This window comes from Clostridium neonatale (assembly GCF_001458595.1).
Classification (GTDB): Bacteria; Bacillota; Clostridia; order Clostridiales; family Clostridiaceae; genus Clostridium; species Clostridium neonatale.
On the sequence record NZ_LN890328.1, the window covers coordinates 46439 to 61288 of the forward strand.

At 28.2% G+C, this 14850-nt stretch carries 13 protein-coding genes and 1 other annotated feature; of the genes, 8 read left to right on the forward strand and 5 right to left on the reverse strand.

Going from position 1 to position 14850, the window contains the following annotated elements; genetic code table 11:
* Positions 1-70 precede the first annotated feature (70 nt).
* The 3 genes from BN2920_RS07260 to BN2920_RS07270 are packed head-to-tail and all read right to left on the reverse strand — an operon-like array spanning position 71 to position 1997.
* Entirely contained in the window at positions 71-883 is an 813-nt protein-coding gene (locus BN2920_RS07260) for a hypothetical protein (protein ID WP_058294366.1), read from the reverse strand.
* Positions 877-1626: an ABC transporter ATP-binding protein gene (locus tag BN2920_RS07265; protein ID WP_058294367.1), complete on the reverse strand. Its 750-nt coding sequence runs from the start codon at positions 1624-1626 to the stop codon at positions 877-879. Before BN2920_RS07265 ends, BN2920_RS07260 begins: the two co-directional genes overlap by 7 nt.
* 2 nt (positions 1627-1628) lie before the next feature.
* Positions 1629-1997: a GntR family transcriptional regulator gene (locus tag BN2920_RS07270; protein WP_058294368.1), complete on the reverse strand. Its 369-nt coding sequence runs from the start codon at positions 1995-1997 to the stop codon at positions 1629-1631.
* A gap of 380 nt (positions 1998-2377) precedes the next feature.
* On the opposite strand from BN2920_RS07270, the gene BN2920_RS07275 reads away from it, so the two are divergent.
* From BN2920_RS07275 to clpA, 5 genes are all read left to right on the forward strand, one after another.
* Complete coding sequence (locus BN2920_RS07275; protein ID WP_058294369.1) at positions 2378-2755, forward strand: RidA family protein; 378 nt, start codon at positions 2378-2380, stop codon at positions 2753-2755.
* A 346-nt stretch (positions 2756-3101) separates the two neighbouring features.
* A complete protein-coding gene (locus BN2920_RS07280) occupies positions 3102-3953 on the forward strand; it encodes a transposase-like zinc-binding domain-containing protein (protein ID WP_058294370.1) in 852 nt (283 codons plus the stop codon).
* Between the two features lie 461 nt (positions 3954-4414).
* Positions 4415-5752: a CoA-disulfide reductase gene (locus BN2920_RS07285; protein WP_058294371.1), complete on the forward strand. Its 1338-nt coding sequence runs from the start codon at positions 4415-4417 to the stop codon at positions 5750-5752.
* Positions 5753-6048: 296 nt separating this feature from the next.
* Positions 6049-6354 carry an ATP-dependent Clp protease adaptor ClpS gene (locus BN2920_RS07290; protein WP_058294372.1) on the forward strand — a complete coding sequence of 102 codons (306 nt, stop codon included), beginning with the start codon at positions 6049-6051 and terminating at the stop codon, positions 6352-6354.
* A 2-nt stretch (positions 6355-6356) separates the two neighbouring features.
* The gene (gene clpA, locus BN2920_RS07295) at positions 6357-8618 is read left to right on the forward strand and encodes an ATP-dependent Clp protease ATP-binding subunit ClpA (RefSeq protein ID WP_058294373.1); all 2262 of its coding nucleotides are present in this window, start codon (positions 6357-6359) and stop codon (positions 8616-8618) included.
* A 58-nt stretch (positions 8619-8676) separates the two neighbouring features.
* On the opposite strand, the gene BN2920_RS07300 is transcribed toward clpA, so the two are convergent.
* Entirely contained in the window at positions 8677-10656 is a 1980-nt protein-coding gene (locus tag BN2920_RS07300; RefSeq protein WP_058294374.1) for a DUF342 domain-containing protein, read from the reverse strand.
* A gap of 212 nt (positions 10657-10868) precedes the next feature.
* On the opposite strand from BN2920_RS07300, the gene BN2920_RS07305 reads away from it, so the two are divergent.
* The 3 genes from BN2920_RS07305 to BN2920_RS07315 all read left to right on the forward strand — a co-directional run bounded on the left by BN2920_RS07305 (position 10869) and on the right by BN2920_RS07315 (position 13671).
* Positions 10869-11414, forward strand: coding sequence for a late competence development ComFB family protein (locus BN2920_RS07305; RefSeq protein WP_058294375.1), 546 nt, complete (start codon positions 10869-10871; stop codon positions 11412-11414).
* A 301-nt stretch (positions 11415-11715) separates the two neighbouring features.
* Positions 11716-11968 (forward strand) — a binding site (T-box leader).
* A gap of 54 nt (positions 11969-12022) precedes the next feature.
* Positions 12023-12502, forward strand: a complete 480-nt coding sequence (locus tag BN2920_RS07310; RefSeq protein WP_058294376.1) for an Lrp/AsnC family transcriptional regulator — start codon at positions 12023-12025, stop codon at positions 12500-12502.
* Positions 12499-13671 (forward strand): aminotransferase class I/II-fold pyridoxal phosphate-dependent enzyme, encoded by a 1173-nt coding sequence (locus BN2920_RS07315; protein WP_058294377.1) that lies wholly within the window; start codon positions 12499-12501, stop codon positions 13669-13671. The genes BN2920_RS07310 and BN2920_RS07315 overlap by 4 nt, the downstream gene beginning before the upstream one ends.
* 340 nt (positions 13672-14011) lie before the next feature.
* Here the strand turns inward: BN2920_RS07315 and BN2920_RS07320 are convergent, their stop codons facing one another.
* Positions 14012-14830: a Cof-type HAD-IIB family hydrolase gene (locus BN2920_RS07320; RefSeq protein ID WP_058294378.1), complete on the reverse strand. Its 819-nt coding sequence runs from the start codon at positions 14828-14830 to the stop codon at positions 14012-14014.
* Positions 14831-14850: the final 20 nt, after the last annotated feature.

The following is a 14850-nucleotide window of genomic DNA, read 5'->3' on the forward strand; positions in this document are numbered from 1 at the left end:
ATACAAAGTATTGAAAATATTACATATTTAATTATCGATATTTTGTTAAATACTTTATATATTTTTACTGTTATTCCAAATTAAGTTTATTTTTCAATATATATCTAGTGATTAAGAAGAATATAGTAAACCAAAGGGCATTTATAAAGGCAGCTCCTAAGCCTATAAGATGTACAAGTGCTGTCATATTAGATTGGAACACTAAACTCATATATTCACTAAAACTATTAGGAATTAAAAGCATAATTGATGAGAAAATTGTATTCATAATTATATTTAAAACTATGAAGGCACCAAATGATCCAAGAATCTTCATTTTAGGCAATAAGTGTCCGATTGAAATTGAAGTATATATTAAAGTGATATTTAAAGCAAGTTGTAGTAAACCAGCTACTAAGAATTCTATACCTACAAGTATAAGCAATCTACCAAATTCAGAGTAAGCTTTAGAAAATGCTTCAGGTATTATTGAAAAGAAGTTACCAAATGCTTCTCTGTTATACATCATGATTATTATTGATAATATAGCAACAAAAATACTAACTAAACTCCAAATTATAGCAGAAATAAGTTTTGAAGATATATTTGAAGTTGTAGAAACAGGAAGTGTATTCATTAAATAACCTTCATCACCAAGTAAGTTTTTATAAAAACGCTGTATTATTATAAATATTGTTACTATAAATACGGCTGCCATTGTAGCACCATAGGTAAATATGCTAACTACAGCAGGTATTCCGCCAAGAAAGTCCATGTTTACGCCATCTAATTTAGTCCCAATAAATATTTTTACGATAAAAGCAAAGATTAAAAGAGCACCATAAAGGGGTAATAATATTCTACTTGTTGCTTTAAATTCATATTTTAATAACTTTCCTAACATTTGAACACCTCCCTAAATAAAGAATCAACACTTTTTCCTTCATCTTCTCTAATTTCATCAACAGTCTTTTCAAGAGCTATCTCACCGTGTGAAATGAAGATGACATCATCTAGTATTCGCTCTATATCTGAAATAAGATGAGTAGTTATTATAATAGTAGCATCTTCATTATAGTTAGTTAATATTGTGTTTAATATATAATCTCTTGCAGCAGGATCAACACCGGCTATTGGTTCATCTAGAAAATAAAGTTTTGCTTCTCTGCTCATCACTAGAATAAGCTGAACCTTTTCTTTGGTACCCTTTGACATAGTTTTTAATTTATCATTAGGATTAATATTTAGCTTTTTTAGCATATCATAAGCTTTTTCAGAGTTAAAATTTTCATAAAAATCTCTAAAGAAGCTTATGATATCAGAAACTTTCATCCAATCATTTAAATAGGTTCTTTCAGGCAAGTATGAAACCATCTTTTTAGTTTCAATTCCAGGATGCATTCCATTTATTAAAATTTCACCACTTGTAGGAGTTAAAAGGCCATTAGCAATTTTGGTTAATGTACTTTTCCCGCTACCATTTGGTCCAAGAAGACCAACAATTCTACCTCTTTTTATTGAAAGGTTTATTCCTTTCAAAGCTTGTTTGTTAGAAAAGGTCTTAACTAAGTTTTTACATTCAAGTATAGGATTATCATTTAATATTTCATCATTAGTAGGAGAAGTAGTTAAATTATTAGTGTTCATTATTATTTCATCTCCTTTGCAATATTTTCCATAAGCGCAATAGCTTCTTTTCTGCCAAAGCCTATCTTTTCCATGTTATTTAAAAATTTTTCAATTTGCTCTCTTGCTAAATCTTTTCTCATATTTTCAACCATATTACTATCCTCCGTAATAAATCTACCACTTGTTCTCTGGCTAAAAACCAAACCGATTCTTTCAAGCTCTGAAAGAGCTTTTTGCATTGTATTTGGATTGACAGCAGCCTCACTTGCTAAGTCTCTAACTGATGGAAGTTTTTCTCCAACTTTATATTGGCCACATATTATTTTTAGTTGAATCTGTTCCATAAGTTGCAAATATATTGGTCTATCATCTGTGAATTGCCATGTCATAATCTCACTCCTTTTGTATTATTATATTATTGTACTAAGTTCTTAATACAATAATATAATAGCAAGAAAAAAATGTCAATATATTTTTATGTGCTTATCAATAAAATTTAAATCATCTAGATAAAATTGAAGTATACTATGAAGTTTTTAGTAGTTCATATATCTTAAATTATCATATATTTAAGACGTACAATTGGTTGAATGGCATTAAGGAATTGTGATATAATTGAGATAAGTTATGAAGCAATGATGTATAAATTTCTGTTTTCATAACTTTTTTTATTACGATTTTAGTTGTAAAATATAATATAAGTTGATAAAAGATAAATTTTAATTAACTATTATTAAACAATTAATATGAAAAATCAGGAGGAATTATTATGTTAAAAATCACAAATACAGATAAAGCACCAGCTGCTATAGGACCATATTCACAAGCAGTTTCAGTTGGAGACTTATTATTTACATCAGGACAAATTGCTTTATGCCCAAAATCAGGTGAGGTTGTTGGAACAACTATTGAAGAACAAACAACTCAAGTTATGAAAAACATTAGTGCGATATTAGAAGCAAATAATGTAAAATTTGAAAATGTAGTTAAGACTACTTGCTTCCTTGCTAATATGTCTGACTTTGGAAAGTTTAATGAAATATATGGAGAGTATTTTATAAGTAAGCCTGCACGTTCTTGCGTTGCAGTTAAAGAACTTCCTAAAAATGTTTTATGTGAAGTTGAAGTTATAGCGTATAAAGGCTAATTAATTAACAGTCTAAAACACCCAAATAATATATGATTTGGGTGTTTAATTTTTACTTATTCTTCATTTTAAAATTTTTCTTTATAACCTTAGTTTTTTAAACTTTCTTTCTTAAAATCAACCAACAATAATACTCTAAATAGCTCTTTCTATTTCCAAAACTATCGATTCTAATATTTTTGAGTATGCAGATACATAAAAATCAATAACTTGAGGAATGAATAAGCATTATTGATATTATTGCTTAAACATATATATATGTTTTAATAAAATGTTGTTATGTTTAGAAATGCTGTTTTGTGGAAAGTATCAAAATAATAGTTTTATTTTGATATAGGAGATTATTATGGTACAAGAAGATAGTAATTTTGAAAAATTGGGAAAACATACAGGAAATCTTTTGAAATATGATATCTATAAAAATAGATGTATTAAAGAATGTCCAAATTGTAATGGAAAAAGTTATATTAAGTTTGGAAAATATAAAGGAATTCAGAGATATAAATGCAAAGAATGCGAAAAAACTTTTTCTAAAACTACAAAAGCTTTATGGCGTTATTCAAAAAAAGACCCAGAAAAATGGATTGAATTTATGGAATTAATGCTTCAAAAGATTTCTTTAAGAGCATGTTCAAAAATATTAGAAATAAACATAAGAACAGCGTTCATATGGAGACATAAAGTTATGCATGGGATGCTTCAGGAGATAATGGCTGATAAATTAGAAGGGAAAGTTTTTATAACAAAAGCAATTGAAAAGGAAAATTTTAAAGGATGCAGAAATATTACTACCTCAGAAAGAAAAAATATATGGATTGTAGCAGCAAGAGATCGACACGATTCAATGATTATAGTTCCAATATGCAAGGATTATTGGAGTGAAGATAGTTTTAAAAATTTAGTATATTCAAAAATAGAAGAAAATTCATACATAGTGTCAGACTACGACAGATATATGATGAATGTTGCAAAGAAACACAATAAAGGAATAACTTTAAATGCATATAGAGAAGAATGTATAAAAAAATTTAGAGGTAATTTGAAAAGATGGATAGGTGGATTTAAAGGAGTAGCGACTAAATATTTAGAAGGATATCTTTCATATTTTATTATTTTTAATGTTTACAAGAAATTTAATAGTCTTGATTTTACATATGATTTATCTAAAAATTATTTTGTTAATAATGTATTAAATTGAGATCAACAACTTGATTTAATACATTATTTATCTAAAAAATGTAATGCTTTAAAATGAAATTTTAATTAGATAGTATGTAAGAATTGTTTTATATATTATATAAAAAATAATGTTAACAACATTATTTTAAAACATAGGCTTATAGCGTTAACAGATTATATTTCTACTGAATGTCTTTATGAGTGTTGAATATTTTTTGTACTATAAGAATTTTATATAGTATATACCATATTGCTGTAATATAAAATATTCGTGCTAACGCACTTTTTTCTGAATTATAAATTTGAAATTAATAAGAGTAAACTGATAGGATATATTGACAACTCGTATCAAAATAATTATGATTTAACCATAAATTATATTATAAAATATTAAATTTAAACTTAAACTACTAAAGATAAATAGAAAAATAAATATACTTTATATCATATAATGTATATAAAAATATAGGAGGAAAACAAATGAAAGTTATAATAATTGGAGGTATTGCAGCAGGGACAAGTGCAGCAGCTAAACTTAGAAGAATCCATAAAGATGCTGAAATAATAATGTATGAAAAATCTAAAATAGTTTCTTTTGGAGCATGTGGATTACCTTACTTTGTTGGAAACTTTTTTAATGATTCAGAAAACATGATTGCAAGAACTCCAGAAGCATTTATTAAAAGTGGAGTAGATGTTAAGCTTGAACATGAAGTAATAAATATAGATTTTGATAATAAAAAAGTTACTGTTAAAGATATAAAAAGTAATGAAACTTTTGATGATAGCTATGATAAGCTTATGATTGCTACAGGTTCAAGTAGCATAATTCCACCAATAAAAAATTTAGAGCTTGAAAATGTATATACATTGAAAAGCATGGAAGATGGGAAGATGTTAAAGCATCTTATAAGCGATGAGAAAAACAAAAAAATCGCAATAATTGGTGCAGGATTTATTGGACTTGAAGCTGTAGAAGCTGCTAAGCATAATAATAAAGAAGTGTCTGTTTTCCAATTGGAAGATAGAATATTAAAAGATGTATTTGATAAAGAAATAACAGATTTATTAGAAGAGGAATTAAGAAGTAAAGGTGTAGACCTATATCTTAATGAAACTGTTAAAGAACTTGTAGGTGAAGATAATAGAGTTAAAAAGGTTATAAGCAGTAATAGAGAAATAGAAGCAGACATAGTAATTGTAGCAACTGGAGTTAGACCTAATACTGGATTTATAAAAAGTGATAAGCTTAAAATGCTTAAGAATGGAGCAATCATAGTAGATGAATATGGAAGAACATCAATTGAAGATGTTTATGCAGCAGGAGATTGCGCAACTATTAAGCAAATAGTAACAAACGAAGATGCTTATGTACCACTTGCAACAGGGGCTAATAAACTTGGACGTATAGTAGGTGAAAATATAGGTGGAAATGATATTGCGTTCCAAGGTTCTTTATCATCAAGCTGTATTAAGGTTTTAGATATGGAAGCCGGAAGAACTGGTATAACTGAAAGTAAAGCAGAAGCGCTTGGATTAAACTACAAGACTACATTTATATCAGATATGAATCAAACAAGTTATTATCCAGGACAAAACAAAATTTATATAAAATTAATTTATGATGCAGATACAAAAGTGATTTTAGGTGGGCAGGTTGCCGGATACAAGGATGCAGTGCAGAGAGTCAATGTAATTGCTGCATGTATTTATGGTAAACTTACAACTAGAGAACTTGGAATGCTTGACTTATGTTATGCACCACCATTTGCTAGAACTTGGGATGCGCTTAATGTAGCAGGAAATGTAGCTAAGTAATTAAAATTTAGAATATAATAAAACTAATGAAGATAAGCGTAATTATATACAAATTTAATGTGAAAATCAGAAATATTATTAACGTAAAGATAAACTTATATAATTTAGAGAGAGAGGATTCAGGATTTTGAATCCTTTTTTTGAAATGAGTTATAATTAATTGTATAAATTAGAAATCTTGATAATAACTTTGATTAATTAAACTAATTATTGTATATTAAAAGTAAGAAAAGTTTATAGAAAATTAGTATATAATATAGAGTTCTATAAGACTACCCAGGAGGGAATAGAGATAGATGAGTGTAGGGACTATTACTAAGGTAAAAAGCGAAGGGAAAATAAAAATAAAAAAGCCAAAAGATTATAAAGTGATAATGTATAATGATGATTATACTACTATGGAATTTGTTATACATGTTCTTATGTCAATATTTAATAAAAATATAGTTGAAGCAGAAAAAATAATGCTTGATGTACATGAAAAAGGAATAGGGGTAGCAGGAATATATAGTTATGATATTGCTGTTACAAAAGCTACTACAGCAATGTCACTCGCAAAGGAACAAGATTTTCCTTTCAAACTTACAGTTGAGGAGGTATAGTTATGAAGGTTACAAGTGAAGTAAACAATATACTTGTAAAAGCATACGAAGAAGCAAAAGAGAGAAATAGTGAATATATTACACCAGAACATTTGCTGTATGCAGCTACATTTGATGACACTATTATGAATGCAATCGAAGAATTAGGTGGAGATATAGGTGGATTAAGATATAACTTAGCAACATATATAAAGACATATATAAGTAGAAAAACTGGAGAACCTCAAGAAAGTATAGATTTTCAAAAGGTTATACTTAGAGCGAATGAACAAGTTAGATATAGTCAGAGAGATGCTATTGATGTAGAACATATAATGGCGGCATTTTTTGATTTGGAAGAGAGTTATGCGCTGTATTATCTACAACAGGAAGGAATAATAAAAGGAGAATTATTATATAAACTTTGCCATAGATCTGATACGGATGAGTTTATTTCAGAAGATAAAGAAGATAATTCTGATGATAATAATAGAGATGAGTTAGAACTTAGTGAAGAAGCTAAAACTAAAAAGAGAGAAGATGCTTTTCTTCATAAATTTACTATTGATTTAACAGAAAAAGCTAAAGAGGAAAACTTAGATCCACTTATAGGGAGAAAAGATATACTAGATAGAACAATTCAAATTCTTTGTAGAAGAAATAAAAATAATCCAATCCATATAGGAGAATCTGGAGTTGGTAAAACTGCTATTACTCTTGGACTTGCAAAGCTTATAGTGGATGGAAATGTTCCAGATAAACTTAAAGACAGTAAGATATTTTCTTTAGATATTGGATCTGTTATTGCTGGAACAAAGTATAGAGGAGATTTTGAAGAAAGAATTAAGAAGATACTTGATTTAATAAGCAAAATTAAAAATCCAATTGTATATATTGATGAAATTCATAGTATTGTTGGGGCTGGAGCATTAAATGGTGGAGCTTTAGATGCATCAAATTTACTTAAGCCATATCTTACAGATGGAAAAATAAAATTCATTGGAGCCACTACATTTGATGAATATAAAAAGCATTTTGAAAAGGATAAAGCTTTAAGCAGAAGATTTCAGACTATAGATGTTAAGCAACCATCAATTAAGGAAGCTATTGAAATACTAAATGGAATAAGGACTAGCTATGAAGAATACCATAATGTTGAATATACAGATGAGGCTATTAAAAGTTCAGTTATATTAAGTGATAAATTTATTAAGGATAAGTTTTTACCAGATAAAGCTATTGATATTATCGATGAAGCAGGAGCTTACGCACGTAATACTATTGAAAGTACTGATGAAAAAATAACTGTTGATGAAAAGATAATTGAGAGTGTAATATCAAAAGTATGTAGTATTCCAAAGCAAAGTGTTGAGACTAATGAGATCAATAGTTTGGAACATTTGGAAGAAAATTTAAAGACAAGAATATTTAATCAAGATATAGCTATTGAAGAAATAGTAAGATGTATAAAGATGTCTAGAGCAGGACTTACAGATGATGAAAAACCAATAGCTTCAATGCTTTTTGTTGGACCAACTGGTGTTGGTAAGACTGAAATAGCAAAAACATTAGCATCTTCTTTAGGAATAGAACTTGTACGTTTCGATATGAGTGAATATACTGAAAAGCATGCAGCAGCTAAGCTTATAGGATCACCTCCAGGATATGTTGGGTATGAGGAAGGTGGACTTTTAACTGATACAATAAGAAAGACTCCGCATTGTGTATTGCTTTTAGATGAAGTTGAAAAAGCACATGAAGATATAGTGAGCGTTTTATTACAAGTTATGGATTATGCGACACTGACTGATAATAAAGGCAGAAAAGCAGATTTTAAAAATACTATCATAATAATGACATCAAACGCAGGAGCTAAAAATATAGGAAAGCAACTTATTGGCTTTGGAAATCGTGAAGTTAAAGGAGAAGCTATTATGGAGGAAGTTAAACGCTATTTTACTCCTGAATTTAGAAATAGACTTGATAAAATTGTAGTGTTTAATCATATTAATGATAAAATGGCTGTTGATATTGCTACTAAGCAGTTGAATGACTTTAAGATAAAACTTGCGGCTAAGAAAATAGAAATTGAATTTTCACAAAAATGTATTGAACGTGTAGCTAAAATTGGCACATCTCATGAGTTCGGTGCAAGAGAAATTTCAAGAGTTATTAATGGACAAATAAAAAATATTCTAGTTGATGAAATTTTGTTTGGAAAATTAAAAGACGGTGGAAAATGCAGTATTGATGTAGTTGATGATAAATTTGTATTGAATATTTAAGTTGGATAAAAATAAAGTGATGTGTAGGGTTATAAAATCTTCACATCACTTTTAATTGTTAAAGAACGAATTTTTCAATTATGATTTCGCCATCCTTGTCCATAAAAGCTTTGACGTTTCTCCCGGAAACTTCCAATGTTTTTTTCTTATTACCAAAACAGAAAACTGTATTATTGTAAGCTATGTCAGCGGTTATAATACCATCTTTTTCAACTTCTAATGTAGTAAAGACACCTGCATCACTTCCAACTGTTTTTAATTTTATACATTTTCTTGCATTTAATACTCCACCTCTAGCAACAGCTTTTTCCTGAGTAAATTCAATGGTATCAAAAGCCTTAATTTTAGAAGTAAATTGACCTTTACCAGTGATGAAAATGCTACCTGTAGATACTATATTACTATTTTGACAATAAGATAAAGTTACATCTATAGGAATCTCTAAAGAATCATTTGTTATTTCTATTTCTTCTTCAATTAGTTCTTTAAAATATTTAAGCTCATCAATTGATTTAATATTAAAAGTGTTTAAACCCATAAGTTTGTTTCTTATAAAGTCTAATATTTCACTTTTTTGAATTCCTGCGGAAATATTAAAAGTTAAAACACTCATAGAAAGTTTTGTTATATTTTTAAACCTTTTATCCATAAGAACATTTATTAGTTCACCAATATTTCTTTCAGGTGATTTTTCAAGAAGAAGTTCAATTGCATCAATTAGACCAGTTAAATCTGAATAATATTTATTTAGATTTTCTAAGTAAATTTTTCTTTCAACATCATACCCACCGGCTAATATACTAGAATTTATTACACTTCCCATTATAGATATAGGACCATTTGCGGAAGCAGTTGCGGATGTGATATTTTTTCTGACTAAAAGGCGGCCTTTTGCATGAACCTTCATTCCATCATTAATACTATTATTGACTTCAACATCTCCAACAAAGTTAATGTTACCAGTATTTAAATCAACATCGTTGACAGAATAGACATCATTAACTATGAAAACACCATTTTGTTCACTAGGTCGTCCAGATTTAGTAGCAATAATTTTATTTTCTGAGATAGTGCATCCTTTTGTGGCTTTGAATGGCTTACTGCGTGAAGTTTTTTTGGGAAGAACTGACCCAAAAACATCAGATCCATTTTTTCCGATGACACCAGGAATTTTAACCGCAAGAACTTCACCTTTTTTTACATTAGATAAATTATTTAGATTTCTATAATCAATTTTTTCTTTAGAATCAACATCAAAATGATTTTTTTCTTCTTGTTTAAATAAAATCTTAATTTCATCTTCTTTGTCATTTACTTGAGGTGTACCTTTTGCAACTAAGATTTCTGCACCAAGTGTACCCTCGCATACTTCATTTAATACTTCATCAATTATTCCATTACGTACTTTTAAGTTATATAAAGCAGTTTTTAGTTCATTTGGCGTATATTTTTTAGGATATGATCCGGGTCTTTTTCTTGCTCTTAAAACTAAATTTTTAGATAAAGATGTGTCTTTAAGATAATAAGTGTATTCTGGAGTGTATTCAATGATTGAATATACGTTCATTTTATCTTCAGAAATTCTAATATCCATTTTTCTATGGGATTCAACTGTGGAAGCTGTATAACTTAAGATATCGTTTTCGTAAACTGGGTATGGAATTTTGGATTGACAGAGAACATCATTTATTTTTAAATTTATTCCATCACAGGCTCTTATGGTGAATTTCTCGTTATTAGTATTATTAGGATCTGAAATTATAATAATTTCTCCATTTTCAACTTTGATACCAGATTCAAAGCTATCATTTGCATTATTATCTAATGTAAAATTATCGTTATCATTTAAGGTTTGATTGGTGATTTCCTCTGAAACAGTGTTAAATTTATCTAAAGTTACTTTTATTTCTGTTGTTCGATTAAATAAACCAGAAGTTTTAAGTACTTTATACTTAATATTTTCTACAGGAATATTTAATTCTTTGGAAGCTTGATTTAAGCAATCATTTATATCTTTTCCATAAAATAATAAATCCATTTTTATTTACCTCCCTTTTTAAGAAGATGAAATACGATTTTATACTATAATTATATCATCAAACTATAAATTTGTTTAATATATAAATTTATTTACATCTATAAAAATATATAGGATTAAATCTATTTTTAAATGAAAAAGCAATAGAAATATTATATAATTATATTAAATCATGGAAATATAAAAATCTATAGTGTAAAGAAGGGAATTTTATGTTACATGTTATTAATACCATGGAATTTTGGGTAGAAAAATGCATGGCAGAAGTAATTGCGAAAAGTGATGTCTGTACTTGTGATAAATGTTTAAAGGATATTTATGCATTAACATTAAATAGGCTAAAACCAAATTATATAATATCAACAAAAGGCATTAATAGTAAGGAATTGGATTCTAAGTTTGAAATAGTGAAAGATACTATCATTGATCAAATAAAGATATCAATAGATAAAATAAAAAACAATCCGAGCCATAATAAAGATCATATAGAAAGTGTAGCTAATTGTGCAGAAATTTATGTAGAAGAATATGTACCTAAAATAATTGAAGAAAGTGATATGTGTAAGTATGATGAATGCATAAATGAAGTATATAAATTTATTTTAAATAATATTAGGCCATGTTATTACGTTTCAAAAGAAGGATCCATAATTCTTAATTTAAAAAGAGAAGAATATAAGACTAATATAGTTATAGAAACAGAAAAAGCAATAGAGTATGTTAAAAATAATAATATTCATGTAGGATTTAAATTATGAATAGATTATTATGAGTGATAAATTGAAACCACGCTATAAAGTTTCTGTTCCATTTATATTTAAGATATTATTGAAATTTTCTGATTCCGTAAAGGAATTTATTTTATTAAGATACCAGAATTGAACATAGAATAGATTTATGTAGGTGATTTTTGTTTTGTTCAATTATAAAATTATTTAAGTATTTTTTATTATAGATAGTATATGTCTGAAAAATATTTATCATTAATTATGAAAAAAGTTTATAAAACTATTGTATTTCTCATATCATTGAGGTTATAATTATAAAAAACAAAGATATTTAAAAATGTTGATAAGGAAGAGTATATTATAATCATGCTTTTAAGAGAGCTAGAAGTTGGTGAGAATCTAGTAAAGCATCATAATAGAAGCAGCCTTTGAATTTCATTACTGAAAAATAAGATAACTTCTTAATTAGGTAATGACGTAGACTTCACGTTATAGAAGGAGAATATTAATTGATATTCTAACTAAGAGAACAATATTTATTGTTTATTAGGGTGGTACCGCGGAGAATAGCTTTCGTCCCTTGTTTTGGGGATGGAGGTTTTTTTATTTGTAATTATAGAATGGAAGGGTGATTTTTAATGGAAGAAATCTTAGAAATTTTAGAGAAGAATAGCAGATATACTGATGAACAAATAGCAGTAATGTGTGGAAAGACTGTAGAGGAAGTTAGAGAAGCCATAACAAAGTATGAAGAAGAGAGTATAATCGCAGGATATACAACTCTTATAAATTGGGAAAACACAGGAAGTGAGACTGTAACTGCTCTTATTGAAGTTAAGATAACACCTCAAAGAGGAGAAGGATTTGATAAGGTAGCAGAAAGAATATATAAGTTCTCACAAGTTAAGGCATGTTATTTAATGTCTGGAGGATTTGACTTAACTGTTATTGTTGAAGGAAAAACAATGAAGGAAGTTGCTATGTTTGTATCAGAAAAATTAGCAGTTCAAGAATATGTACTTAGTACAGCAACTCACTTTGTATTAAAGAAATATAAAGATCATGGAACAATATTTAAAGAAAAGAAACTTGATGATAGGGAGGCTATATTCATATGATAATAGAAAATATGATAAAAGATAATGTTAAAAATATGCCTCCATCAGGAATAAGAAAGTACTTTGACATAGTAAATGAAATGGAAGGGGTAATATCTCTTGGGGTTGGAGAACCGGACTTTGTTACTCCATGGAATGTAAGAGAAGCAGGTATTTATTCTATAGAACAAGGACATACCCATTATTCGTCTAATGCAGGTTTCATTGAATTAAGAAATGAAATATGCAAGTATTTAAAAAGAAGATTTGATCTAGTTTATAATCCTGATGATGAAGTTATTGTAACTGTTGGAGGTAGTGAAGGAATTGATATTGCTCTTAGAGCCTTAGTTGGACCTGGTGATGAAGTTATAGTTCCTGAGCCAAGCTTTGTTGCTTATAAAGGATGTACAGCCTTCACTGGTGCTACTGCAAAAGTACTTGAACTCAAGGAAAGCGATGAATTTAAACTTATGCCAGAAGATTTAGAAAAAGCTATTACTCCTAAAACAAAAGTAGTTATAATTCCATTTCCTAACAATCCTACAGGTGCAATAATGACGAGAGAAGAACTTCAAGGAATTGTTAATGTGTTAAAAGACAAAGATGTTATAATTATTTCTGATGAAATATATTCAGAGCTTTGTTATGGTGAGAAGCATGTATCAATAGCATCATTCCCTGAAGTAAAAGATAAAACTCTAGTTATAAATGGATTTTCTAAATCATATGCAATGACTGGATGGAGATTAGGTTATCTGTGTGGGCATAAAGCGTTGATATCCCAAATGAAAAAGATACATCAATATGCAATAATGTGTTCACCAACAACTGCTCAATTTGCTGCGGTTGAAGCTTTAAAAAAAGGCGATGACAGTGTTGAAGAAATGAGAAAAGAATATAATAGAAGAAGAAGAGTACTAGTTGATGGATTTAGAAAAATGGGATTAGATTGTTTTGAACCTCTTGGAGCATTTTATGTATTCCCTAATATACAATCTTTAGGAATGTCGTCTGATGAATTCTGTGAAAAGCTATTAAGACAAGAAAAAGTTCTTGTTGTACCAGGTAATGCTTTTGGGGATTGCGGAGAAGGTTTTATAAGAGCTTGCTATGCTTCATCAATGGAAAATATAATGGAAGCATTAAAGAGAATCGAAAGATTTATTAAGACTATTAAAAATAAATAATTATAAAAAAGAATTGAGAATTATAGCTCAGTTCCTTCTTACAAATTTGCTTATTTTGTGAGGGTTGGAAGGAATTCTTTTAGAGGAAACACCTACTCATATTAGTAGGAACGTATTTTCCTTGTAGAAAAATGAGGGCTATAGATATAAGCTCATACCTCGCTAAGTGGTAAATGCCGGCAATTTACATCAAATACAAGATTTGGGATCTCTGCTTAAGAATAAAGCATATAGTCTATGCGAGGAGCAGAGACTATATGCTTTATTTTATATATTAATTATGAGAGATTATGGGTTATGGAAAGTATAGTTTATTTAAGCACATAAATACTTAGATAAACTAATTAAAAATAAATTTTTCTATTGCTTCTGCAACTGCTCCTTCGTTATTGTTACATTCACATACGTAGTCAACAATTTCCTTTATTGGTGGAACTGCATTATTAACAGCAATACTTAGCCCGGCAGCATTTAGCATGGACAAATCATTAAAATTATCACCAATAGCAATAATCTCTTCTTTTTTTATTCCAAGCATTTCGCCTAGCTCAATTACAGCAATTCCTTTATTAACTCCAATTGAGTTGAATTCTATATATCTATTTGATGAATAAGTAACAGTAACTTTATCATTTGTTATATGTTGAATTTTATTTTCTATATTGTTTAAGTAAGTTCTATCTAAATTTTGGAACAGCACTTTAGATATAGGTGTATCTTTTAAAAAATCTATTGAGGTATCTTCTTTGATTATAAAACCTTTAAGTCTATTTGAAATATAGTCTTTTTCATCATCATTAATATTAAAAACAAAAACATCATTTTCAGTGTATACATGAATGCATACATTATTTTCAAGCCCGGATTTGAATAATGCATCTGCTAAATCAAAGCTCAATCCATGAAATTTTAGAATTTTATAATTATTATTTTCCACTATTGCTCCACCATTAAAAGAAATAGTGTATTCATTTTCTTTATTTAATAAATTTAATTCTTTCAAAGTTGGTTTTATTGATCTATGTCCTCTTCCAGTAGCAGGTACAAACTTAATACCCAATTTACTTGCTTTTTTTATTGCTTCTATATTTTTATTAGGGACTTTTGAATTATCTCCAAGTAAAGTTTCATCTAAATCGCATGCTATTAATTTATACATATTTTATCTCCGATGTTATG